Source organism: Pseudomonas sp. FG13 (assembly GCF_057809755.1).
Genome location: NZ_JBMDKO010000068.1, coordinates 1 through 24,711 on the forward strand (window position 1 = coordinate 1; position 24,711 = coordinate 24,711).

Genomic DNA, 24,711 nt, shown 5'->3' on the forward strand with positions numbered 1-24,711 from the left:
AGGTGCTGGTGACCGCAAGGTCGTGGAAGTTCGAGTCTTCTTCTGGGCACCAATTTCGAGAGACAGATCAATGATCTGCAGGCTCTCCCAAAAACCCGCGAAAGCGGGTTTTTGCATTTCTACCCTCCTGAAATCCGCTTTTGCAATTACTAAAACAAAAACAGGGGTTTACAGATCAAAACGCGCTCCGTATAGTGCGCCACATCAACAGCGGCAACGCTGAAGATGCTGCCCAGATGGTGAAATTGGTAGACACGCCAGCTTCAGGTGCTGGTGACCGCAAGGTCGTGGAAGTTCGAGTCTTCTTCTGGGCACCAATTCAAGCTTCAAGACAAGGTCTTGAATCTCACAGAAACCCGCGAAAGCGGGTTTTTGCGTTTTTGACTGGGGAATTCCTGAAGCGGCAGGCCGCAAGGGATGAGGCGGCTGTCAGGCCGCCATCGCGAGCAGGCTCGCTCCCACAGGGAAACGCGCGCGCTCAAAAGGCTGGTCGGCTGTCAGGCCCTGAACTGCCCCAGACTCGCCTTCAACTGCGCCGCCAGATTATCCAGCACCTTGCCGCTCGCCGTCGTCTCGACCACGGCTTGAGCCGCTTTCTCGGCCTGGACGTGAATGGTCTCGACCCGCCCACGCACCGCCTGCGCCCCCTGGGCCTGATGAGCCGCCGCCTGAGTCGCCAGACCAATGGCCGCATGCACTTGCTCTACGGACGCCTGCACCGACTGCTGCAAACGAGCACTGTCGCGCAGCACCAGCAGCCCCTCACTGGCCTGCCGCCCCGCCTGGCCGATCGCAGCCACCGCCTCGCGAGCGCCCTGCTGCAACGCCACGATATGGGCCTGGATGTCACCGGTCGAACTCTGGGTCTTGCTCGCCAGCGCCCGCACTTCGTCCGCCACTACCGCAAAACCACGCCCGGTCTCCCCGGCCCGCGCCGCTTCGATGGCCGCGTTCAAGGCCAGCAGGTTGGTCTGCTCGGCGATGCCGTGAATGACCGTCAGCACCACTTCGATCTGTTCGCTCTGCTGCGCCAGTCGTTCGATCACCTTCGCCCCGGTATCAACCTGCCCGGCCAGCGCCTCGATCAGACCGCTGACCTTGGCCGAGGTACGGGTGTTTTCATCGGTGGCCTGACGGATCTCCACCACCTGCTGCAAGGCCGCCTGCATCGCCTGGCTTTCCGACTGTGCTTCGTCAGCCATTTGCGACAGCGCACGCAAGCTCTCAGCCACCTCATCGCGCTGCATCCCGGCCGCCGCATCGGCACCGGAGTTGCGCAAGGTCATTGCACCGATCTCCACGCCGGTGCGCTGGGCGACATCGCCCGCCTCCCGCACGATGGGCTGCAACTTATCCACAAAGCGATTGACCGCCGAGGCCATGTCGCCAATTTCATCCTTGCTGTTGATCTGCACACGCTTGGTCAGGTCACCCTCGCCCGCCGCCAGATCGTTCATGGCCGCGATCAGCAGCTTCAAGCGATTGACCACCCGACGCCCCAGCACCACGGCCAACAACAGCAGCACGCCGAAGCCGACCAGCGCCAGGCCGAGGCCGATCCGCCAGCGCAAGGTACTTGCCGCTTCCTGCACCGTGCTGGAAGTGTTGGTCTGCATCTGCGTAGCCGTGGTCTGTGCCGACTGCAGACGACCGCGCATGGCAGCGGCACTGTCGGCGGCGGCACCCTTGAGGCTGTCACCGACCAACTGGTCACTGCTGGCGATCAATGCCGAGAAGCGCTGGTCCAGCGCCTTCAGATCGGACTCCACCGAAGCGGTGGAGACCCCCATCAATACCTTACCGATTTCCACCCCATTGGGATTGATCGATGCCTCAAGGTAGTACACCGACGGATCGGTCTTCGCAGCGTCCAGCACCTTGTCCAGGGCCCGCTCGCCCTTGCCCTTCTCCAGCAAGGCCTTGTTGATCGCGTTATCCCGGTTCAGGTAGCGGGTCAGGTGCTCACCGTTGGCGTCGTCATAGATGACGAACAATACGTTGGGGTTGCGCTGGGCCCGACGGGCGAATTCGGAGAGTGTCGGTATGTCGCTGTCCCACATGGCGCGGGGCGCAACGGAAGCCAGGAGCTGCGCCATATCATTGGCGGAGTCCTTGAGCGCTTTTTCCAGCGTCGTCCGCAACTGCGACTGCTCATCTTTCAGGCGCGCGGATAGACCTGCATTCAATCGCTGACGGGTATTGGCAGACAAACTGTCCAGGCTCGACGTGACCTCCCGCCCAGCCTGCTCCAGCTCGCCGGAGAGCTTCTGGCTGTCAGCCCCCAGGCGTGTGCCCAAGTCGGTTTCAAGCGCCGTGACCGTGCTGCGGGTCAGCGCAACCGCCACCAACACCTGCACCAAAAGGGCGATACCAAGGGTAACGAACACAGGCCGTAGTAAACGGCTTTGTAACAGTGAGAGAACGGCCGACACGGAAAATCCCTCTACGAACGCCATTAAATTGATGGCACTCGTCAAGAGGTGCCAGTAATGGAGTTGCGTAGCAAGTGTTGTGCCGTCGGCAGGCAGAAACGACAAAGGACCCAAATCAGGGTCCTTTGTCTTTTACATCAGTAACTTATCAGGCGAACGGATGACGCAGAACGATGGTTTCGTTGCGGTCCGGCCCCGTCGAAATAATGTCGATCGGCGCACCGACCAGCTCTTCGAGGCGCTTGATGTAGTTGCGGGCAGCCACAGGCAGCTCTTCCAGAGCCTTGACGCCCACGGTCGACTCGGTCCAGCCCGGCATCTGCTCGTACACTGGCTCCAGGCCGATGTAGCTGTCAGCATCGGTCGGTGCGTCGATGACCGCGCCGTCCTGGTTCTTGTAGCCTACGCAGATGTTGATGGTTTCCAGGCCGTCCAGCACGTCCAGCTTGGTCAGGCACAGGCCCGAGATGCTGTTGACGTCGATGGCGCGACGCAGGATGACGGCATCGAACCAGCCGCAACGACGGGCACGACCGGTGGTGGCACCGAACTCATGACCACGTTTGGCCAGGAAAGCACCGACGTCGTCGAACAGCTCGGTCGGGAACGGACCCGAGCCCACGCGAGTGGTGTAGGCCTTGGTGATGCCGAGGATGTAGTCCACGTACATCGGACCGAAACCCGAACCCGTGGCGATGCCGCCGGCAGTGGTGTTGGAGCTGGTGACGTACGGGTAGGTACCGTGGTCGATGTCCAGCAGCGAACCCTGGGCGCCTTCGAACATGATGTCCTTGCCCGCGCGACGCAGCTCGTGCAGCTCGGCGGTGACGTCGAGCATCATCGGCTTGAGCAGCTCGGCGTATTCCATGCACTCGTCCAGGGTCTTCTGGAAGTCGATGGCCGGCTCTTTGTAGTAATTGACCAGGACGAAGTTGTGGTAGTCCAGCAACTCGCCCAGCTTGGCGGCGAAGCGCTCGCGGTGGAACAGATCACCGATGCGCAGGCCACGACGGGCCACCTTGTCTTCGTAGGCCGGGCCGATGCCGCGACCGGTGGTGCCGATCTTCATCTCGCCACGGGCCTTTTCACGGGCCTGGTCCAGCGCAACGTGGTAGGACAGGATCAGCGGGCAGGACGGGCTGATACGCAGGCGCTCGCGCACCGGTACGCCTTTCTCTTCCAGCTTGACGATTTCCCGCAGCAGAGCGTCGGGGGCAACCACGACACCGTTACCGATCAGGCACTGCACGCCTTCGCGCAGCACGCCCGACGGAATCAGGTGCAGAACGGTTTTTTCACCGTCGATCACCAACGTGTGACCGGCGTTGTGGCCACCCTGGTAGCGCACTACGGCGGCAGCATGTTCGGTCAGCAGATCAACGATCTTGCCTTTGCCCTCATCACCCCATTGGGTGCCCAGGACTACGACATTCTTACCCATAACACTTGTCCTCATTCGCGCAAACTTGGTGCCGGCCGCGGCCGGCGGGAAAACTCAAGAAGCCAGCGGCAATACTTGCCAAAGCCCGTTCTGCTGAATCAATTGCCGGTCGCAGTCCGCTTCACGGGCGGCGGCCAAAGGCTGCCCAGGCAAGGCCTGGACGACACGCTGACCCTCGCTGCGCAACTGGCAGACAGCCTGCCAGAGTGCCGCATCCGTACTGTCAGGCATCCAGATACCGCCGGACGGTAGCTCGATTTCAGCACGCCCCAGGGTCACCAGGGTTTTCAGATCGGTAGAGAAACCGGTCGCCGGACGGGCACGACCGAAGTCGGCGCCGATATCGTCGTAACGACCGCCCTGGGCGATGGACTGGCCCACGCCAGGGACGAACACGGCGAACACCACGCCGGTGTGGTAGTGGTAGCCGCGCAACTCGCCCAGGTCGAAATACAACGGCAACTCAGGGAAGCGCACCGACAGACGCTCGGCGATTGCCAGCAGGTCGTCCAGCGCCGCCAGTACAGGCGCTGGCGCATGAGCCAGGCGATCACGCGCCGCCGCCAGTACTTCACGGCCGCCACACAGATCCACCAGCGCCCGCAGCATGTCGGACAGGTCGGCCGGCAAGCCTTCGGTCAGGCTGATGACTTCATCGATGGCCTTGCGCTGCAAGGCATCGAACAATTGTTGCTCCACTTCACCGGACAGACCGGCCGCACGGGCCAGACCACGATAGATGCCAACGTGGCCCAGATCCATGTGGACATCCGGCACGTCCGCCAGTTGCAGCATGGCCAACATCAGGCTGATGACTTCCACGTCGCTGCTCGGGCTGGCATCGCCGTACAACTCGGCCCCCAGCTGGATCGGGCTGCGCGAGGACGACAGGGCGCGCGGCTGGGCGTGCAGCACACTGCCGGCGTAGCACAGGCGACTGGGACCTTCACGGCGCAGGGTATGGGCGTCGATACGCGCTACCTGGGGCGTGATGTCGGCACGAAAACCCATCTGCCGGCCCGACTGCGGGTCGACGACCTTGAAGGTGCGCAGATCCAGGTCCTGGCCCGCGCCGGTCAGCAGGGATTCCAGGTACTCGATATGCGGGGTGACGACGAACTCGTAGCCCCAGCTCTGGAACAGATCCAACACCTGCCGACGCGCTACTTCGATACGCGCAGCTTCCGGTGGCAGTACTTCTTCGATGCCATCTGGCAGCAGCCAGCGGTCTACCGTTGCCATTACGCCATTCCCCTATGGTCCGGGCGGCCAGCCTTCGGGCAAGCCTTGAGTGAAGCAGAAAGCGCCCACGCTCTGCGCAAAAAGCGCGCAAGGGCGACGTGACGAATGGCCCGGAAACGGCCTCGTCCAGCACTTTCCTCGAAAAACCTGTCGAGTCGTTCGACCCGACGCCTGCAACCAAAACCGCAATCGAACGTGCAGACGCAAAAAAGCCGGGAATTTCCCGGCTGCCGCATCATACACCCGTTTTCCCAAAGGATCACCCCGCCAGACGTTTTAGCCGCCGGGCGGAGTGTCTCAGGTCAACGTTGCATCAAGGCTTGGCCTTTTCCAGGTAGCGGAAAAAGTCGCTGCTCGGGTCCAGGACCAACACGTCGGATTTGTGCGCGAAGCTTTCACGGTAGGCATGCAGGCTACGGTAGAACGCGTAGAACTCCTGGTCCTGGCCATAGGCCTTGGCATAGATCGCCGCGGCCTGGGCATCGCCGTCACCGCGAACTTCTTCCGATTCACGATAGGCTTCTGCCAGCAACACGCGACGCTGACGATCGGCGTCGGCACGGATGCCTTCGGCCAGCTCGTTACCCTTCGCGCGATGCTCGCGGGCTTCACGCTCGCGCTCGGTGCTCATCCGCTCGAACACGCTGCGGTTCACTTCCTTTGGCAGATCGATGGCCTTGACCCGGACATCGACCACTTCAATACCCAGTTCCTTTTCCGCCATGGTGTTCAGCGAACGGGTAATGTCGGCCATGAGCGCATCACGCTCACCGGACACCACTTCATGCAGGGTGCGCTTACCGAACTGGTCACGCAAACCCGACTCCAGGCGGCGGGACAGGCGTTCGTCGGCGATCTGCTTGAGACCCGAGGTGGCCGTGTAGAAGCGCTCGGCATCCTTCACGCGCCACTTGGCATAGGCATCGACCATGACCGCTTTCTTTTCCAGTGTCAGGAAGCGTTGCGTCGGTGCATCCAACGTCATCAGGCGCGCGTCGAACTTGCGCACCTTGTTGACGTACGGCACTTTCACATGCAGCCCTGGCTGGACATCCGTCTCGACCACGCGACCGAACTGCAGCAACACCGCACGCTCGGTCTGGGACACGATGTAGAAGCAGTTCCAGGCAGCGATCGCTACGACGACGCCAACAATAAGGGCGATCAGCGATTTATTGCTCATCAGCGACTCTCCCTGGTACGTGCTTGCTGTTGCTGCTCCACCGCAGCGCGAGCATTCGCTTCATTGCTGGAAGACGACGTGCTGGCCGGCGGCGTGCTGGTGTTGCGACCGCTCTCGACCATCTTGTCCAGCGGTAGGTACAGCAGATTGCTCTGGCCGTTCTTGTTGCCGGTCACGAGGACCTTGCTGGTGTTGCTGAAGACTTCCTGCATGGTGTCCAGGTACAGACGCTCGCGGGTCACTTCAGGGGCCTTGCGATACTCGGCCACCAGCTTGGTGAAGCGATCGGCCTCACCCTTGGCACGGGAGACCACTTCGTCGCGGTAACCGTTGGCATCCTCGATGATGCGCTGGGCCTGGCCACGGGCTTCCGGCACAACGCCGTTGGCATAGGTTTCGGCCTGGTTGCGCGAACGCTGCTCGTCTTCACGGGCGCGGATCACATCGTCGAAGGCTTCCTGGACCTCACGCGGCGCCGCGGCGCTCTGCACGTTGACCTGGGTGACGGTGATGCCGGTGCGATAGGTGTCGAGGAACCGCTGCAGGCGCTCCTTGATTTCGCTGGCCATCAACTCACGGCCCTCGGTCAGCACCTGGTCCATGGCGGTGGAACCCACCACATGGCGCAGCGCACTCTCGGTGGCATGCTGCAGGCTGACTTCCGGCTGGTCGACATTCAGTACGAAGTCTTGCAGGTTGGTGATCTTGTACTGCACGGTCAGCGGCACTTCGACGATGTTTTCGTCTTCCGTGAGCATCTGGCCCTGCTTGGTGTAGGCACGCTCACGCGTGACGTTTTCCATGTACTTCTGATCGATCGGCGGGAAATAGATGTTCAGGCCCGGGCCGACGGTTTCGTAGTACTTGCCGAAGCGCAGCACCACGGCCTGCTCCTGCTCGTCCACGACATAGACCGCGCTGTACAGCCAGATCGCCGCGAGCACGACCAGACCGATGCCGAGCAGGCCGAAACCGCCGCCCTTGCCCGGACGACCACTGCCGTCGTCACCGCGTTTCTTACCGCCACCGAACAAACCGTTCAGGCTTTCCTGCAGCTTGCGGAAGGCCTCGTCGAGATCCGGTGGCCCCTTGCGGTCGCCGTTGTTACGACGCTTGCCGCCCCAGGGATCCTGGTTATTCGAGTTGCCACCCGGCTCATTCCAAGCCATAGCGCTCTCCATCTGATAAAGCAAAGACGCACCCACGGCGCGCCGGCCAATGCTACAGAATGCCTGACACAGCTTTCTCAGGCTTTTATTGCAAAGTGTGTTGCTCGATGAACTCCATCGGTTTCAGCCCTTCACGACTGACCAGCCGATTCAGCTCCGACCGCGGCAGACGAACCGCCAGCAGGCAAGTGCCTTCTTCGTCATGTTCTTCTTTTTGCACCGCGCCCAGCTCGAAGAACTGGGCACGCAGGCGGGCGAACCGTTGCGGCAGCTTCAGGGTGCCGACAAACAGGTCGCTGCCCAACAGCTCCGCCACGGCCTGCTCGAGCAGCTCGAGGCCAGTACCGTCCCGGGCCGACAACCAGACCCGCTGCGGCTTGCCATCGGCATCGCGCTGGATCTGCGGCTCCACGCCTTCGAGCAAATCGAGTTTGTTGTATACCTCCAGGATCGGCAAGTCCTGGGCTCCAATCTCGCCGAGCACCACCATGACCTGCTCGATCTGCAGCATCCGGTCCGGCTCGGCGGCATCGATCACATGCAGCAGCAGGTCGGAGTTGCTCGACTCTTCGAGCGTAGCTCGGAAAGCCTCGACCAGTTTATGCGGCAGGTGACGGATGAAGCCCACGGTGTCGGCCAGCACGATCGGCCCGAGGTCGTCCAGGTCGAGCCGGCGCAAGGTCGGGTCGAGCGTGGCGAACAACTGGTCGGCGGCATAGACGTCCGACTGGGTCACGTTATTGAACAGCGTCGATTTGCCGGCGTTGGTATAGCCCACCAGGGAAACCGTCGGGATGTCCGCGCGCTTGCGGCCGCGCCGCGACTGCTCGCGCTGGCTGCGGACCTTTTCCAGGCGCCCCTTGATCTGGCGCAGGCGAATCCGCAACAGGCGCCGGTCGGTTTCCAGCTGGGTTTCACCCGGACCGCGCAGACCGATACCGCCCTTCTGCCGCTCAAGGTGAGTCCAGCCACGCACCAGCCGCGTGCTCATGTGCTCGAGCTGGGCCAGTTCGACCTGGAGCTTGCCTTCATGGGTACGGGCGCGCTGGGCGAAGATATCGAGAATCAGGCCCGTACGGTCGATCACGCGACACTCGAATACGCGTTCGAGGTTACGTTCCTGACTGGGCGTGAGGATGTGATTGAAGATCACCAGATCGGCTTCTTCGGCCTTGACCAGGTCGCGCAACTCCTCGACCTTGCCGCTGCCGATCAGGAATTTGGCGGTTGGCCGATGACGCGGCACGTTGAAAAACGCGACGGTCTCGGCGCCGGCCGAAAGTGCCAACTCCTGAAACTCCTGCGGGTCTTCGCGCGCCTCAGGGTCCTGTCCATCCAGGTGAACGAGAATGGCCCGCTCACCACCACCGTGGCGCTCAAAGAACAAAGGAGACTCCTATCAGGCGTTACCCGGTTCAGCGTCACCGCCTTCGGATTCGGTTGCGCTTGGCAGACGAATTGGACGAACCGGCACGACTGTCGAGATAGCGTGCTTGTAGACCATCTGGCTGACGGTGTTTTTCAGAAGGATGACGAACTGGTCGAAAGACTCGATCGTGCCTTGCAGTTTGATCCCGTTGACCAGATAGATGGACACCCCAACTTTCTCTTTACGTAAAGTGTTCAAGTAAGGGTCTTGTAGCGAATGCCCTTTTGACATGTGCCGCACTCCTTTAAGGATCAATAATAAAAATCGGAATCAGATGGCTTCGGCCGTCACACCCCCAAGGATAGACGGCAATTGCAAGGACTCAGCTCAATATGGAGACGGTCCCCAGGTATTTCAAGGCGCGTGGCAGATTGTCGCAATCAAGGCTGTCGAGCCAATGCAAGTCAGTCCAGCTGCGCAACCAGGTGAACTGGCGCTTCGCCAACTGGCGCGTGGCAATGATCCCACGCTCCTGCATCTCGGCTGACGTCAGCTTGCCGTCCAGGTAATCCCAGACTTGTCGATAACCCACCGCACGTATAGACGGCAACCCGGCATGCAGGTCACTTCGCTCACGCAGGGCTACGACCTCGTCGATGAACCCCTGTTCCAACATCAATGTGAATCTTTGTTCAATTCGACGGTGCAGCACTTGCCGGTTCGCCGGGGCGATGGCCAGATTCGCGACAGTATAGGGTAATTGTTGCAGTCCCGAAGCGGCTGCTTCAGTACTTTGCGCAGATTGTCGCTGCCGCAGGGCCGTCATGCTCTGGCCGCTGACCCGGTAAACCTCCAGGGCCCGGCTCAGGCGCTGCGGATCGTTGGGGTGAATTCGCGCCGCCGACTCCGGGTCGATGACCGCCAATTGCTCGTGCAGGGCCTGCCAGCCAAGGCGCCCGGCCTCTTCTTCAATTTGCGCGCGTACCTCGGGATCGGCCGCCGGCATGTCGGCCAGCCCATCGATCAAGGCTTTGTAATACAGCATCGTCCCGCCCACCAGCAGCGGGATATTGCCCCGCGCGGTGATGTCGGCCATGGCCTGGAGGGCATCACGGCGAAAATCCGCAGCCGAGTAGGCTTCGGCCGGGTCCAGGATGTCGATCAGCCGATGCGGGAATTCCGCCAGCAGCTCTTTTGACGGTTTGGCCGTGCCGATGTCCATGCCCCGGTAGACCAGTGCCGAATCGACGCTGATCAACTCGCAAGGCAGGACCTTGGTCAACTCGATGGCCAGGTCGGTCTTGCCGGCGGCGGTCGGCCCCATCAGGAAAATCGCGGGGGGTAGCTGGCTCATCAACGACCACGCAGGAACAGTTTGTCCAGGTCGTCCAGCCCCAATTGAGTCCAGGTCGGCCGGCCATGGTTGCATTGGCCACTGCGCTCGGTGTTTTCCATGTCCCGCAGCAAACCGTTCATTTCCGGCAGGGCCAGGCGTCGGTTGGCGCGGATCGCGCCGTGGCAGGCCATGGTGCCGAGCAATTCGTTCAGGTGCGCCTGGATACGGTCGCTGGTGCCGTACTCCATCAGATCTGCCAGCACGTCACTGACCAGTCGATTGGCCTCGGCCTGCTTCAGCAACGCCGGGATCTGTCGGATCGCCAGGGTTTCAGGGCCCAGGCGTTGCAGCTCGAAGCCCAGGCGCTGGAACCAGCTCACGTGCTCTTCGGCGCAATCGGCTTCGCGCTGGCTGACCGCCAGGGATTCGGGCACCAACAATGGCTGGCCGCTCAGGCCTTCGCTGGCCATGGCAATCTTCAGCCGTTCATACATGATCCGCTCGTGGGCCGCGTGCATGTCCACCAGGACCAGGCCCTGGGCATTTTCCGAAAGGATATAGATGCCTTTGAGCTGCGCCAGGGCATAGCCCAGCGGCGGGATATCCCCCTGGCCGTCGGGCAATGCCGCCGCCCCGGTCTCCGGCAAAGGCTTGAAGAACTCTCGATAGGCCGCCTGGGCCTCCGCCGCCGGTACGTTCGATTGCGGGCGCGGCGTGTACTGGTACTGATAGCCGCTGCCAGCACCGGAGCCTGCGCTGCTATAGGTCGGCTGGGCCTGTGGTTGTTCGAGCAAGGCATTGGCCGCCAGGCTCATTTCACCCTGGGGCCCGAATTCGCCGGCGTCCAGGCCGGTTGGACGCACCATCCCCGCCACCGCAGCGGGCGCCGCGAGCTGGTCTTCCGGGCGCACGTCGCCCAAGGCGCGGTGCAAGGTGCCGTAGAGGAAATCGTGCACCATGCGCCCATCGCGGAAGCGCACTTCGTGCTTGGTCGGGTGCACGTTGACGTCCACCACCGCCGGGTCGACTTCGAAAAACAGCACGAAGGTCGGGTGCCGGCCGTTGAACAACACGTCGCGATAGGCCTGGCGCACCGCATGGGCCACCAATTTGTCGCGCACCGCCCGGCCATTCACGTAGAAATATTGCAAGTCCGCCTGGCTGCGGGAAAAGGTCGGCAACCCGACCCAACCCCACAGGTGCAGGCCATTGCGCTCCACCTCGATGGGCAATGCCTGCTCCAGGAAGCCTGCGCCGCACACCGCTCCTACACGGCGGGCCCGGGCCGCATCGTCACGGGCCTCGTGCAGGCTGAGGATGGTCTTGCCGTTATGGCGCAAATGGAACGCTACATCAAAACGCGCCAGGGCCAGGCGCTTGATGACTTCCTGAAGATGATCGAATTCGGTCTTTTCGGCCTTGAGGAACTTGCGGCGGGCCGGGGTATTGAAGAACAGGTCGCGCACTTCCACCGAAGTGCCCACCGGATGGGCCGCAGGCTGGACGCGGGACGCCATGTCCCGACCTTCGGTCTCGACCTGCCAGGCCTGCTCGGCATCACGGGTACGGGAGGTGAGTGTCAGGCGCGACACCGAACTGATGGAGGCCAGCGCTTCGCCACGAAACCCCAGGCTCATGACCCGCTCGAGGTCTTCCAGGTCGCGGATCTTGCTGGTGGCGTGACGCGCCAGGGCCAGCGGCAGGTCGTCGGAAGAAATACCGCCACCGTCATCGCGCACCCGCAGCAACTTGACGCCACCCTGCTCGACATCCACATCGATGCGCTTGGCCCCGGAGTCGAGGCTGTTCTCCAGCAATTCCTTGATGACCGACGCCGGGCGCTCCACCACCTCACCGGCGGCGATCTGGTTCGCCAGCCGGGGGCTGAGCAGTTCGATGCGCGCGTTACTGCCGATCACTTCATCGCTCATTGCTTGGACGCCACTTCGTTGCCGGGAATGGTCAGGGTCTGGCCGATCTTCAGCTCATCGCTCTTGAGGTTGTTGACGCTGCGCAGGGTCGCGGGCGACACCTGGTAGCGCACGGCGATCATCGCCAGGGTTTCGCCGGCGCTGACCCGATGGTCCCGCGGCCCCTGGGCGATCTTGCCGGAATCGCGCAACCAGGCAATGTAGGTGCCCGGCGGTGGATTCTGCTGGAAGAACTGGCGCACGCCGCTGCTGATGGAACGGGCGAGCGCTTGCTGATGGCTGGACGAGGACAGCTTGGAGGCCTCGTTGGAGTTCGAGATGAAGCCGGTCTCCACCAGGATCGACGGGATGTCCGGGGACTTGAGCACCATGAACCCGGCCTGTTCGACGCGCTGCTTGTGCAGGGGCGTGACACGGCCGATGTTGCTCAAGACCTTCTGGCCGACGTTCAGGCTCGACGTCAGCGAGGCGGTCATGGACAAATCGAGCAACACACCGGCCAACATCCGGTCCTTGTCGTCGAGGCTGACATTGCCGGCACCGCCGATCAGGTCGGAACGGTTTTCGCTGTCAGCCAGCCAACGGGCGGTCTCGGAAGTCGCGCCACGGTCGGACAGGGCGAACACCGAAGCACCGAAGGCCGCCGCCGAAGGTGCCGCGTCGGCGTGAATGGAAACGAACAGGTCGGCGCCCTTCTTGCGGGCGATTTCGGTGCGACCGCGCAACGGAATGAAGTAGTCGCCGGTACGGGTCAGTTCGGCACGGAAGCCTTTCATGCCGTTGACCTGGCGCTGCAGCTCGCGGGCGATGGACAGCACCACGTCTTTTTCATGCTGGCCCCGCGAGCCGGAGGCACCCGGGTCTTCGCCACCGTGACCGGCGTCGATCACCACAATGATGTCGCGCTTGCCGGCCGGGGCCGGTGGCAGCTTGATCGCAGGCTCGGTCGGCGTGACCGGCACCGCCGGCACCGTGGCGACATTGGTCGGCGCCGGTGGGGGCGGCGCGGCGTCGGCCGGGTTGTCGAACAGGTCCACCACCAGCCGGTTGCCGTACTGGGCATTCGGGGCCAGGGTGAAGCTTTTCGGGGTCACGGCTTTTTTCAGGTCGATGACCACCCTCAGGTCGGTCGGCGTACGCTGGGCCGAACGCATCGCGGTAATCGGCGTGTTGGCGGTGGCCACGTTCAGCGGCGCGCCAAGGGATGCGCCATTGATGTCGATCACCAGGCGATCCGGGGCCGTCAGGGTGAATACGCTGTGCTGCACCGGCCCTGTCAGGTCGAACACCAGCCGAGTATTGTCCGGCGCTCGCCAAAGGCGAACGCTGTTGACCTTTGTCTCAGCCACAGCATCGACGGCCAGTGCCGTAAGCAACAGTCCTACGACAGCAACCACCGCGCGAAAGCGCATACCAAACCCCATCATCAATTAGTTTTCCAGTGCCAACGCGGCACACCACGACTCGCCTCGCGAGCCTTGCGGTGTCAGTTTCAGCGAACGCCCGCCGTTCTGCGCGCCAATGGTAATGGTCAGGTCAGGCTTTGGCAAAAAGCCTGCACCCTTGTCGGGCCATTCGATCAGGCACAAGGCGTCATCTTCGAAATAATCGCGGATACCGAGGAATTCCAGTTCTTCGGGGTCCACCAATCGATACAGGTCGAAATGGAAGGCGCGAATGTCGCCGATCTCGTAGGGCTCGACCAATGTGAAGGTAGGGCTTTTCACCGCGCCGACGTGTCCGAGGCCGCGAATGATGCCCCGGGACAAGGTGGTCTTCCCCGCGCCGAGGTCGCCGACGAGAAAAACCAGGCCGTGGCCCGCCGTGATACTCGCGATACGGGCACCGAATGCCGTCATGGCTTGTTCGTCAGCCATGTACAGGGTTACTTCAGACAAGGTGATTGCTCCTCCAACAACTGACGAATGGCCGGGATCAGATCGGTCGCCGCCAGCCCCCGGCCCGAACGACCGGCTTGCGCACCGGCGTTGGCGTGCAGCCACACCGCCAGGCACGCTGCCTCGAAGCCCTCCAGCCCCTGGGCGAGCAAGGCACCTACCACCCCGGCCAACACGTCCCCCAGGCCAGCAGTAGCCATCGCTGGATGGCCCTGACCGCAGACAGCCAGGCGACCGTCCGGGCTGGCAATCAGACTGCCGGCACCTTTGAGAATCACCGTCGCTGTATATTTTTTGCTCAACGCCTGGACAGCCGCCGGGCGATCGGCCTGCACCTGGGCAGTGGAAATCTCCAAAAGCCGTGCTGCCTCGCCCGGATGCGGCGTGATCACACAGCCTTCGGGCAGTCTGACCGCTCCGACACTCAGCAGATTCAATGCATCGGCGTCCCACACCTGCGGCAACGGCGCGTTGGCCGCCGCCGACAACAGACTGCGGCCCCAGGCCGCCTGGCCCAACCCGGGTCCGACCACCAATACACCAGCCTGCTTGAGTAACCCCATCAATTGGTTCGCCGAATGAGTGCCCTGCACCATGACTTCCGGCAAACGGGTCAACGCAGCGCAGACATGCTCACTGCGGGTCGCCATGGACACCATGCCCGCACCGCAACGCAGGGCGCTTTCGGCGCTCATCTGGATAGCGCCGCCAAACCCACGGTCGCCGCCGATCAACAGGACATGCCCGAACGAACCTTTGTGGGAAGCAAGGGGACGAGGTGTCAGACGCGGAAGATTATGGGATGAGAGCAATCGGGCACTGATCGGTGTCGCTTCAACGATGTCAGGATCGGCGTGGAGATCGTTGAAGACCAATTCACCGACACGGTCCGCGGCATCGCCGGTGAACAGGCCCAGCTTCAGGCCAATGAAGGTCACGGTCAGATCGGCAGTCACCGCGGTGCCCAACACCCGGCCGGTATCGGCACACAGCCCCGAGGGGATATCCACCGCCGCGACCGGAAGGTCACTGACGTTGATCGTATCGATGGCCCGGATATAAGGCTCGCGCACTTCGCCGCTCAAGCCCGTACCGAGCAAAGCATCCAGTAGCACGCCACGCAATTCGGATTCGTCGGACCAAGGTTCCACCGGCACACCGACCGCAACGGCTTCGGCATGGGCGTTGGCAGCGTCTCCCAGCAGACGACGGGGCTCGCCCACCGTCAGGACCCGCACCGACCAACCGGCACGCCGGGCCAGGGTGGCCACCAGGTAACCGTCGCCGGCGTTGTTGCCGTGGCCGGCGAGTACGGTCAGTTCGCCAGCATCAGGCCAACGTCGGACGATCGCTCGCCAGGTGGCGCGGGCCGCTCGCTGCATCAACTCGAAGCCGGTGGTGCCCGCCGCAATCAGCTGTGCGTCGAGGGCCCGGACCTGCGCGGCACTGTACAGTGCGTCGGGAAAATCATCTTTAGTGTGCGGCATGCGTCTTCGGGCTCCGATGTCTGGCAGAATTATACGCATCTCAGCTCCGGTTTCTCTCGCCTCATGCCTGCCATTCCCACCGATCTTCCCGCCCTCGCCCAATCCATCAAGGACTGGGGCCGCGAGCTGGGTTTCCAGCAAGTCGGCATCAGCGGACTGGACCTTGGCGAGCATGAGCAACACCTGCAGCGCTGGCTCGAAGCGGGCTACCACGGCGAAATGGACTACATGGGCGCCCACGGCAGCAAGCGCTCGCACCCCGAGGAGCTGGTGCCGGGCACGCTGCGGGTGGTGTCCCTGCGCATGGACTACCTGCCGGGCGACACGCACATGGCGCAGATGCTCGGCCAACCGGAAAAAGCCTACGTCTCGCGCTATGCGTTGGGCCGCGATTACCACAAATTGATCCGTAAACGCGTGCAGCAACTGGCAGAAAAAATCCAGGCGGTCATCGGCCCCTTCGGCTACCGCGCTTTTGTCGACAGCGCACCGGTCCTGGAGAAAGCCATCGCCGAACAGGCCGGGCTCGGCTGGATCGGCAAGAACACCCTGGTGCTGAACCGCAAGGCCGGCAGTTATTTCTTCCTGAGCGAACTGTTTGTCGACCTGCCACTGCCGGTGGATCCGCCCCACGCTAGCGAACACTGTGGCAAATGCACGGCGTGCCTGGACATCTGTCCGACCAACGCATTCATCGGCCCCTACGTACTGGACGCCCGCCGCTGCATCTCCTACCTGACCATCGAGCTGAAAAGCGCCATTCCTGAAGAACTGCGCTCTTTGATCGGCAACCGGGTGTTCGGCTGTGACGACTGTCAGATCGTTTGTCCATGGAACCGTTTCGCCCGGCCGTCCGGAGAGAATGATTTCAAGCCACGACACAACCTGGACAATGCCGGGCTGGCCGAGCTGTTCCTGTGGGACGAGGAAACCTTCCTCAAGAGCACCGAAGGCTCACCGCTGCGCCGCGCCGGCTATGAGCGATGGTTGCGCAACCTGGCGGTCGGCCTGGGCAATGCCCCTTCAACCATTCCGGTCCTGCAGGCGCTGGAGGCACGGCGCGATCACCCCTCCGACCTGGTGCGTGAGCATGTGGAGTGGGCGCTGCGCCAGCATGCGCAGCGTCAGACCTCGTCGTTATAGACGAACTTCGGCATTTCCCAGTGGAAGCGGATCGCCAGGAGCCGCAGCAGGAAACCGCCAAACAAGGTGATGAGCACGGCCTGTTCACTGGGCAAGGCCAGGTAGACGCACAGCAGATAACACCATGCGGCGGCAAACGAGACGCTGGCATACAGCTCGCGACGGAAGATCAGCGGAATATCGTTACAGAAGATGTCCCGCAGGATCCCGCCAAACACGCCGGTAATCACCCCACTGACCGACGCCACCAACATGCCATGGCCCATTTCCAGGGCCGTCATGCAGCCGATCAGCGTGAATGCCACCAGGCCCGCGGCGTCGAGCACCAGGAACAACGAGCGCAGATGACGCATCCAGCGCGCCAGGAACACCGTCAGCATCGCCGCCGCCGTGGTCAGCACCAGGTATTCCGGGTGCTTGACCCAAGTCAGCGGGTAATGCCCGAGCAAGACGTCGCGCACCGAACCGCCACCCAGCGCCGTGATGCAGGCGATGAGCACCACGCCAAACCAGTCCATGCCCCGCCGCCCGGCAGACAGGGCGCCGGTCATGGCTTCGGCGGTAATGGCGATCAGATAAAGCATCAACAACATGATGACGGTCCTTGCAGGAAGGCGCGCAGTCTAGCCAGTTCGGAGCAGCACCAAAAGAGGGCAACCGCTTCCCCTGCCACATACAAACTTGTGGCGAGGGGATCCGTGGGAGCAAAGCTTGCTCGCGATGCAGGCAACACCACTCACTGCTGGACCGCGTCATCGTTCATCGCGGGCAAGCTTTGCTCCCACGGATCCCGCACCACAGCACGATCAGAACTTGATGAAATGCTTGCGGTAATGCTGCAGCTCGGCAATGGACTCGCGAATGTCGTCCAAGGCCAGGTGGCTGCCGCCCTTCTGGAAGCTGTCACGCACTTCAGGCGCCCAGCGGGCGGCCAGTTCCTTGAGGGTGGAGACGTCCAGGTTGCGGTAGTGGAAATAGCTTTCCAGGGATTTCATGTGGGTATAGAGGAAACGCCGGTCCTGGCAGATGCTGTTGCCGCAGATCGGTGATTTGCCCTTCGGTACCCACTGCTCGAGGAAGGCGATGGTCTGGGCCTCGGCCTCGGCCATGCTGATCTTGCTCTCGCGTACCCGCTGGGTCAGGCCCGAGCCGCCGTGCTGGCGGGTGTTCCACTCGTCCATGCCAGCCAGGATCTCGTCGCTATGATGGATCGCGATCACCGGGCCTTCGGCCAAGGTGTTGAGGTCACTGTCGGTGACGATGGTGGCCATTTCGATAATGACGTCGGTGTCGGGGTTCAGACCGGTCATTTCCAGGTCGATCCAGATCAGGTTCTGCGAATTTTGCATACGAAGGGCTCCTCGGAGTAGCTGCGCAGTTTAGCCTAGGCAGACCTCCGGGCGTGCTAAACTCGCCGCCGTTTTACCTATTCGCCGCATTTTTTCATACGGAACACCCATGGCCAAACGCCAACTCAATCGTCGTCAGAACTGGCGCATCGAAAAGATCCAGGGCGAGCGCGCCGCCCGCGCCGCCAAACGCGAGTCCAGTGCGGTGCAAGCCCTGGAAGGCGGCGACCTGGGCCCGGAACAGACCGGCCTGGTGATCGCGCACTTCGGGGTGCAGGTCGAGGTCGAGGCCCGTGAAGGCGAATTGGCCGGCCAGGTCTTCCGTTGCCACCTGCGCGCGAACCTGCCGGCGCTGGTCACCGGCGACCAGGTGGTCTGGCGTGCCGGTAACCAGGGTATTGGCGTGATCGTGGCACAGTTGCCGCGCCACACCGAGCTGTGTCGTCCGGACAGCCGGGGCCAGCTCAAACCCGTGGCAGCCAACGTCGACATGATCGTCATCGTGTTCGCCCCGCTGCCAGAGCCCCATGCCAACCTGATCGACCGTTATCTGGTGGCGGCCGAGCATGCCGGTATCCGCCCGTTGTTGCTGCTCAACAAGTTCGACCTGATCGATGAGCAGAATGCCCCGGCGCTGAACGCCTTGCTGGCGGTCTATCGACAACTGGGTTACCCGGTGCTGGAAGTCTCCGCCCACCATGGCAATGGCATGGAACAACTGCAACGGCAGTTGGACGGGCGCATCAGCGTGTTCGTCGGCCAGTCCGGTGTCGGCAAGTCTTCGCTGGTCAACAGCCTGCTGCCGGAGGTCGAAACCCGTGTCGGGCCGCTGTCCGAGCTGTCCGGCCAGGGTACCCACACCACCACCACCGCGCGGTTGTTCCACTTCCCCGGCGGCGGTGAGCTGATCGATTCGCCCGGCATCCGTGAATTCGGCCTGGGCCACGTCAGCCGGGCCGACGTGGAGGCCGGGTTCATCGAGTTCAACGACCTGATCGGCACCTGCCGCTTCCGCGACTGCAAGCACGACCGCGAACCCGGCTGCGCCTTGCTCAAGGCACTGGAAGACGGCCGCGTGCAGCAGCAACGGATGAACAGCTATCGCTCGATCATCGCCAGCTTGCCGGAAAGCAGTTATTGATTCAGGGCGATTGAACGGCCGAACACTGTTGTGGCGAGGGAGCTTGCTCCCGCCTGTGGGAGCAAGGCTTGCCCGCGATGAACGTTGACTCGGTCTTGCAGCTGAATCGTGTCGCCTGCATCGCGAGCAAGCTTTGCTCCCACGAGCCCAATCACTGCGCAGGCGTTCCCGGCGGTTTCGGCGCGGCGTCGTCGAACAGGTTCAGACGTTCGCGCAACTCGTGGGCCGGCACCGGTTGCTGATCGGCCGGCAAGGCATTCGGATCGGCCGCAGCATCCGGCGGCGTCGCCGGTGCTTCGCCCGGGGCACCCTGGCCTTGGACCGGATCGGGTGCCGGGTCGTCGGTCTGCGAACCTTCGATGGCCTTCTGGGCCTTCTTGGTCAACACCACGATATCGATACGCCGGTTGACCGGGTTGAACGGGTCCTTGCGGTCGAACAACGCCGAGGAGGCGTAACCGACCACCCGTGCCACCTGCTCGTCCGGATAACTGCCGGCCACCAGGGCACGACGTGCCGCGTTGGCGCGGTTGGCCGAGAGTTCCCAGTTGCCGAAATCACCCTTGCCGATATACGGCTTGGCGTCGGTATGACCACTGATGCTGATCTTGTTCGGCACCGCCTTGATGGTGTCGGCCATGGCCAGCAGGATGTCCTCGAAATAAGGCTTCAGGCGGGCGCTGCCGGAATCGAACATCGGCCGGTTCTCGGCATCCGTGATCTGGATGCGCAAACCATTCGGCGTGATCTCGAACAGGATCTGATCCTTGAACTTCTGCAGCTGCGGGTTCTCGTCGACCTTGTTCTGCAACTCTTGCAGCAGCAACTCAAGGCGCTCGCGCTCGACCTGCTCGGCCATGCCTTCGACCTGCTCGGAATCCACCGTTACCTTGTCGGGCTGCGGCTGGGATTTGACCTCGGGGTTGAGGGTCGTCTCCGGCGCCAGGGTCGGTGAGCCGCCCAGGTCGATGATGTAGGGCGTACCGCTTTCAGTGAAGCCAACCGGATCCTTGAAGTAACCGGCGATGGCGATCTTCTGTTCCGGGGTCGCGGTGGACAGCAGCCACAGCACCAGGAAGAACGCCATCATCGCCGTCGCGAAGTCGGCGAAGGCGATTTTCCAGGCGCCCCCGTGGTGTCCAGCGGCTATGCGCTTGACACGCTTGATGATGATCGGCTGGTTATTTTCCATAACTTAACGACCGCGAACCGCTTGTTCCAGCTCGGCAAAGCTTGGACGGTGCGCCGGGTACAGGACCTTGCGGCCGAACTCTACCGCCAGCGAAGGCGGCATGCCCGAGGCCGAGGCCACGAGCGAGGCCTTGATGGCCTCGTAGGTGTTGAGTTCTTCCTTGGCATCATGGGCCAGAGAATGGGCCAGAGGGCCGAAGAAACCATACGCGGCCAGGATACCGAAGAAGGTACCGACCAGTGCCGCACCCACGTGCAGGCCGATGGACTTCTGGTCGCCATCACCCAGGGAAGCCATGGTCACCACGATACCCAGTACCGCGGCGACGATACCGAAGCCGGGCATGGCGTCGGCGATGCCGGTCACGGCGTGGGACGGATGCTCCAGGTCTTCCTTGAGGCTGTACAGTTCCATGTCGAACAGGCCTTCGAGCTCATGGGGGGCCATGTTGCCGGACGACATGATGCGCAGGTAATCACAGATGAACGCCGTCATGCGGGTGTCCTTGAGCACCGCAGGATACTTGGCGAAGATCGGGCTGGCGGCGGCGTCTTCGATATCACCCTCGATCGCCATCATGCCTTCGCGGCGGCTCTTGTTCAGGATCTCGTAGATCAGTCCCAACACCTCGAGATAGAAGGTGTGGCTGAAGCGCGAACTGAACATGCCCAGGGACTTCTTGAGCACGTGCATCGTCATATAGCCGGGGTTGGCCTGCAGGAATGCGCCAAGGGCCGCGCCACCGATGATCATCACCTCGAAGGGCTGGATCAGGGCGGCAATCTTGCCATGGGAGAGCACGTATCCGCCGAGTACGCTCGCGAACACGACAATGATGCCGATAATTTTAGCCATAGATTGAAAGTACTTATTTAAGTCGGGTTCAAGGTCATATTCGGAAGCTGGAAAATCTCTTCTTCTACTTATCGGCAAAACTGCGCCAGACTATAGCCAGTTCTGGCGAAAAGCCAGTTTGCCCCGTTGCAGCATGTGATGATCACGTCCAGCCATGGCTAACGAAACGAAGGTTCCAACCCCACGACCGACCACGCTCGAAGGCTGGGTAAAGCTGCTCGAGGGCGTGCATTTGCCGGTACCCCAGGCCAGTCATGACCAGGTCTGCAAGGCCATTGCCGACAGCCGCCGCTCGTTGCGCGACATCGCAGAGCTCATGCAGGACAGCCCTGCCCTGGCCCTGAGCGTCATCCGCGAAGCCAACCATCACACCCATGGCAGCCTCACCGAACCGGCGGAAAACCTCGAAGTGGCCATCAACCGCCTCGGCCTCAAGCGCACCGAGGAATTGCTCGCCCGCCTGCCCTCGCTGCCGGAGCAGGAGATACCCGTCGCCCTGCGCCAGTTGCAGCTGATCAGCCAGCACGCCACGCAGCAGGCCAATGGTTTTTTTGCCAGCCGCCTGGCACGGCTGTGGCAGGACATCCACTGGGGCAGCCTATTGTTCTTGTCGCCGCTCTGGCCCCTGGCCCTGACGCACCCGCGGTTGCTGGGAGAATGGGAAATGCGGGTGATCCACCAAGGCCAGTCGGCCAGCAAGGTGGAACGCGAATTGTTCGGCGTCAGCCTACTGAAGATCTGTCTCGCCGTGGTGGAAGCCTGGCGCTTGCCGATCTGGGTGGCGCAAGGCTACCGCCTGCTGCTCAACGAGCGCCGTGAGTTGGTGAAGGTGCTGCGCATCGCCCGGGACAGTGAACACCCGCTGCGCCAGCAGAATCGCCTGGACGATGACCCGACCCTGCGCCGCTGGCTCAACCAGCCAGCCAACACCGTGCTACTGGCCAATGGCCTGGCACTTTCGGCCCACCAGGCCTGGGACTGCCCCCACAGCATCCGCTGGCAGTACCTCACCAGCCTGTACCTGCAGATGCCCATGGATGAGCTTCAGCAACAGTTGCACCAACAGGCCGCCCATAGCGCCCGCCACCATGCCATGCCAGACCTTTGGCACCCGGCCGTGGCGCTGCTCTGGCCTCCGGGCAGCCGTCGGGTCCAGATTGCAGGGCCCTCCGTCGCCCAACCGAGCACCGAAGACCTGACCCTGTGGCGCAAACGATGCGCTGCGCTGTTGGTAGAACCAAGCCCCTTCAGCAACGCCATGCACCTGACCACCTCGGCACGAGACGCACTGGTGGCGTGCGGCATGCGCCGGGTGATGATCCTGATGGCCGACCGCAGCCAGACCAGCGTACGCGTGCACCAGATCGCCGGCCTGCCCCCTGAGGCAGCGGCCATGAGTTTCTCCATCAACCAGAGCAAAGTGTTGCAGCGCTTGCTGGCGCAGCAGGCACAGGTTCGCCTGAACCCGGAGAACAATGCACAGTTCTCGGCCCTGCTGCCGCCGGGCCTGCGCGCCCTGTTCAAGGGCGAGCACATGCTGTTGCGCTCCCTGACCTGCAATGGCCGGGTGATCATGCTGGTGGCCGTGGACCAGGGCGGCGGGCCCTTTGCGGATATAACGGTGCAAGCCTTCGGCAGGACCGTTCAGTGCATCGAACGGGCCCTGCACACCTTTACCAACCGTGGCCGCTGAACTTGCTACAATCCCTTCCTTTTGCGCCCTTGGAGACCTGACATGCCTGACTTCTCTGGCTTGCCGCTGGTGATCGAGCCAAGCGATCTGCTCCCGCGTCTCGACGCCCGCGAACTGATTCTGGTGGACCTGACCAGCGCCGCGCGCTACAGCACCGGCCACATTCCTGGCGCACGCTTTGTCGATCCCAAGCGCACGCAGTTGGGTCAGCCGCCAGCACCGGGGCTGTTGCCGGCCAAAGCCGATCTCGAGGCACTGTTCGGCGAACTCGGGCACAACCCGGATGCGGTCTACGTGGTCTATGACGACGAAGGTGGCGGCTGGGCCGGACGCTTTATCTGGCTGCTGGACGTGATCGGCCACTCGAAGTACCACTACCTCGACGGCGGCCTGCTGTCGTGGCTGGAGGAAAGCCTGCCAGTCAGCACCGACGTACCGGCCGCCGTCGGTGACCCTGTGCAACTGACGCTGCGGGACGAACCCACCGCCACCCGCGAATACCTGCAAAGCCGCCTTGGTGCCGCCGACCTGGCGATCTGGGATGCACGCGGCCCGCTGGAATATTCCGGCGAGAAAGTCGTGGCGGCCAGGGGCGGTCACATTCCCGGCGCGGTCAATTTCGAATGGACTGCCGGCATGGACAAGACGCGCAGCCTGCGTATCCGCCAGGACATGCCGCAGATCCTCGAACAACTGGGCATCACGCCCGACAAAGAGGTCATCACTCACTGCCAGACTCACCATCGCTCCGGCTTCACCTATCTGGTGGCCAAGGCGCTGGGTTACCCACGGGTCAAGGGCTACGCCGGTTCCTGGGGCGAATGGGGCAACCATCCCGACACCCCGATCGAGATTTGAAGGTTCCTAAGGACATTTAATGAAAAACCGTTTGTTCATCATCACTCAGTACCTGCTGCCCCACCACCTGCTGTCACGGCTGGCCGGCTGTATTGCCGAATGCCGCGTACGCTGGTTCAAGAATGCGTTCACCCAGTGGTTCGCCAAGCGTTATCAAGTGGATATGTCCCAAGCCCTGGTGGAAGACCTGACCGCCTACGAACACTTCAACGCGTTCTTCACCCGGGCCCTGAAAGAAGGCGCGCGGCCACTGGATGAAACACCGGGCGCGATCCTCAGCCCTGCCGACGGCGCCGTCAGTCAGCTCGGCCCCATCGAGCACGGCCGGATCTTCCAGGCCAAGGGCCACAGCTTCAGCGTGCTGGAACTGCTGGGTGGCGACTCGGCCAACGCCGCACCGTTCATGGGCGGCGATTTCGCGACCATCTACCTGTCTCCCAAGGACTATCACCGCGTGCATATGCCGCTGGCCGGCACCTTGCGGGAGATGGTCTACATTCCGGGCCGTATTTTCTCGGTCAACCAGACCACCGCCGAGAACGTTCCAGAGCTGTTCGCCCGCAACGAACGCGTGGCGTGTATCTTCGACACCGAGCGCGGGCCGATGGCCGTGGTGCTGGTGGGCGCGATGATCGTGGCCTCCATCGAAACCGTCTGGGCCGGGCTGGTCACGCCACCCAAGCGCGAACTGAAGACCTTCCGCTACGACGAAGCCGCCCGCGCGCCGATCCACCTGGAAAAAGGCGCCGAACTGGGCCGCTTCAAACTGGGCTCGACCGCCATCGTGCTGTTCGGGCCAGACCAGGTGAAATGGGCCGAGGAACTGGTGGCCGGCTCGCCGGTGCGGATGGGCCAGGGCCTGGCACTGCCCAAGGCCTAAGGCCACTGCCCTCCCTGTGGGAGCGAGCCTGCTCGTGATAGCGTCAAGTCAGTCAGATCCATACCGACTGATCCGCCATCATCGCGAGCAGGCTCGCTCCCACAATTGTTTC

The 24,711-nt window shown here is 62.6% G+C and carries 21 protein-coding genes and 1 tRNA gene; 6 read left to right on the forward strand and 16 right to left on the reverse strand.

What is annotated here, in order from left to right:
- Positions 1-230 precede the first annotated feature (230 nt).
- Positions 231-317: transfer RNA gene (locus ACODTO_RS27600), tRNA-Leu, on the forward strand.
- Positions 318-497: 180 nt separating this feature from the next.
- On the opposite strand, the gene ACODTO_RS27605 is transcribed toward ACODTO_RS27600, so the two are convergent.
- The 12 genes from ACODTO_RS27605 to ACODTO_RS27660 form a co-directional block, all read right to left on the reverse strand.
- Entirely contained in the window at positions 498-2,432 is a 1,935-nt protein-coding gene (locus ACODTO_RS27605; protein WP_175385551.1) for a methyl-accepting chemotaxis protein, read from the reverse strand.
- 148 nt (positions 2,433-2,580) lie between these two features.
- Complete coding sequence (locus tag ACODTO_RS27610) at positions 2,581-3,873, reverse strand: adenylosuccinate synthase (RefSeq protein ID WP_041024059.1); 1,293 nt, start codon at positions 3,871-3,873, stop codon at positions 2,581-2,583.
- Positions 3,874-3,927: 54 nt separating this feature from the next.
- Entirely contained in the window at positions 3,928-5,115 is a 1,188-nt protein-coding gene (locus tag ACODTO_RS27615) for an ATP phosphoribosyltransferase regulatory subunit (protein WP_139646760.1), read from the reverse strand.
- 313 nt (positions 5,116-5,428) lie between these two features.
- The gene (gene hflC, locus ACODTO_RS27620; protein ID WP_041024057.1) at positions 5,429-6,298 is read right to left on the reverse strand and encodes a protease modulator HflC; all 870 of its coding nucleotides are present in this window, start codon (positions 6,296-6,298) and stop codon (positions 5,429-5,431) included.
- Positions 6,298-7,467, reverse strand: coding sequence for an FtsH protease activity modulator HflK (gene hflK, locus ACODTO_RS27625; RefSeq protein ID WP_055128700.1), 1,170 nt, complete (start codon positions 7,465-7,467; stop codon positions 6,298-6,300). Before hflK ends, hflC begins: the two co-directional genes overlap by 1 nt.
- Positions 7,468-7,552: 85 nt before the next feature.
- Complete coding sequence (gene hflX / locus ACODTO_RS27630) at positions 7,553-8,854, reverse strand: ribosome rescue GTPase HflX (protein WP_055128699.1); 1,302 nt, start codon at positions 8,852-8,854, stop codon at positions 7,553-7,555.
- A 12-nt stretch (positions 8,855-8,866) separates the two neighbouring features.
- The gene (hfq, locus tag ACODTO_RS27635) at positions 8,867-9,127 is read right to left on the reverse strand and encodes an RNA chaperone Hfq (RefSeq protein WP_003186419.1); all 261 of its coding nucleotides are present in this window, start codon (positions 9,125-9,127) and stop codon (positions 8,867-8,869) included.
- Positions 9,128-9,218: 91 nt separating this feature from the next.
- Entirely contained in the window at positions 9,219-10,190 is a 972-nt protein-coding gene (gene miaA / locus ACODTO_RS27640) for a tRNA (adenosine(37)-N6)-dimethylallyltransferase MiaA (protein ID WP_139646761.1), read from the reverse strand.
- Positions 10,190-12,103 carry a DNA mismatch repair endonuclease MutL gene (gene mutL, locus ACODTO_RS27645; RefSeq protein ID WP_175364027.1) on the reverse strand — a complete coding sequence of 638 codons (1,914 nt, stop codon included), beginning with the start codon at positions 12,101-12,103 and terminating at the stop codon, positions 10,190-10,192. The genes miaA and mutL overlap by 1 nt, the downstream gene beginning before the upstream one ends.
- The gene (locus ACODTO_RS27650) at positions 12,100-13,530 is read right to left on the reverse strand and encodes an N-acetylmuramoyl-L-alanine amidase (protein WP_041024052.1); all 1,431 of its coding nucleotides are present in this window, start codon (positions 13,528-13,530) and stop codon (positions 12,100-12,102) included. Before ACODTO_RS27650 ends, mutL begins: the two co-directional genes overlap by 4 nt.
- 3 nt (positions 13,531-13,533) lie before the next feature.
- Complete coding sequence (tsaE, locus tag ACODTO_RS27655) at positions 13,534-14,001, reverse strand: tRNA (adenosine(37)-N6)-threonylcarbamoyltransferase complex ATPase subunit type 1 TsaE (protein WP_139646765.1); 468 nt, start codon at positions 13,999-14,001, stop codon at positions 13,534-13,536.
- Entirely contained in the window at positions 13,989-15,488 is a 1,500-nt protein-coding gene (locus ACODTO_RS27660; protein WP_489107359.1) for an NAD(P)H-hydrate dehydratase, read from the reverse strand. The genes tsaE and ACODTO_RS27660 overlap by 13 nt, the downstream gene beginning before the upstream one ends.
- Before the next feature lie 63 nt (positions 15,489-15,551).
- Here ACODTO_RS27660 and queG point away from each other — a divergent pair, with 63 nt between their 5' ends.
- Positions 15,552-16,631, forward strand: coding sequence for a tRNA epoxyqueuosine(34) reductase QueG (queG, locus tag ACODTO_RS27665; RefSeq protein WP_139646768.1), 1,080 nt, complete (start codon positions 15,552-15,554; stop codon positions 16,629-16,631).
- Here queG and ACODTO_RS27670 read toward each other — a convergent pair.
- Positions 16,613-17,227, reverse strand: coding sequence for a trimeric intracellular cation channel family protein (locus ACODTO_RS27670; protein ID WP_175364030.1), 615 nt, complete (start codon positions 17,225-17,227; stop codon positions 16,613-16,615). The two genes, queG and ACODTO_RS27670, sit on opposite strands and share 19 nt — an antisense overlap.
- 210 nt (positions 17,228-17,437) lie before the next feature.
- Positions 17,438-17,980 carry an oligoribonuclease gene (gene orn / locus ACODTO_RS27675; RefSeq protein WP_139646772.1) on the reverse strand — a complete coding sequence of 181 codons (543 nt, stop codon included), beginning with the start codon at positions 17,978-17,980 and terminating at the stop codon, positions 17,438-17,440.
- 109 nt (positions 17,981-18,089) lie between these two features.
- Here orn and rsgA point away from each other — a divergent pair, with 109 nt between their 5' ends.
- Entirely contained in the window at positions 18,090-19,121 is a 1,032-nt protein-coding gene (gene rsgA, locus ACODTO_RS27680; RefSeq protein ID WP_041020802.1) for a small ribosomal subunit biogenesis GTPase RsgA, read from the forward strand.
- 151 nt (positions 19,122-19,272) lie between these two features.
- Here the strand turns inward: rsgA and motB are convergent, their stop codons facing one another.
- Both motB and motA read right to left on the reverse strand, forming a co-directional pair.
- On the reverse strand, positions 19,273-20,313 hold the full coding sequence (gene motB, locus ACODTO_RS27685; protein ID WP_139646774.1) for a flagellar motor protein MotB: 1,041 nt from the start codon (positions 20,311-20,313) through the stop codon (positions 19,273-19,275).
- Between the two features lie 3 nt (positions 20,314-20,316).
- Complete coding sequence (gene motA, locus ACODTO_RS27690) at positions 20,317-21,168, reverse strand: flagellar motor stator protein MotA (protein ID WP_139646776.1); 852 nt, start codon at positions 21,166-21,168, stop codon at positions 20,317-20,319.
- A gap of 154 nt (positions 21,169-21,322) precedes the next feature.
- Here motA and ACODTO_RS27695 point away from each other — a divergent pair, with 154 nt between their 5' ends.
- Genes ACODTO_RS27695 through asd form a run of 3 tightly spaced genes read left to right on the forward strand, consistent with a single transcriptional unit; the run spans position 21,323 to position 24,599 of the window.
- The gene (locus ACODTO_RS27695) at positions 21,323-22,861 is read left to right on the forward strand and encodes an HDOD domain-containing protein (protein WP_139646778.1); all 1,539 of its coding nucleotides are present in this window, start codon (positions 21,323-21,325) and stop codon (positions 22,859-22,861) included.
- 42 nt (positions 22,862-22,903) lie between these two features.
- Entirely contained in the window at positions 22,904-23,719 is an 816-nt protein-coding gene (locus ACODTO_RS27700; protein WP_464710256.1) for a rhodanese-like domain-containing protein, read from the forward strand.
- Between the two features lie 19 nt (positions 23,720-23,738).
- Positions 23,739-24,599 (forward strand): archaetidylserine decarboxylase, encoded by an 861-nt coding sequence (gene asd / locus ACODTO_RS27705; RefSeq protein ID WP_175385548.1) that lies wholly within the window; start codon positions 23,739-23,741, stop codon positions 24,597-24,599.
- The last annotated feature ends 112 nt before the right edge of the window (positions 24,600-24,711 follow it).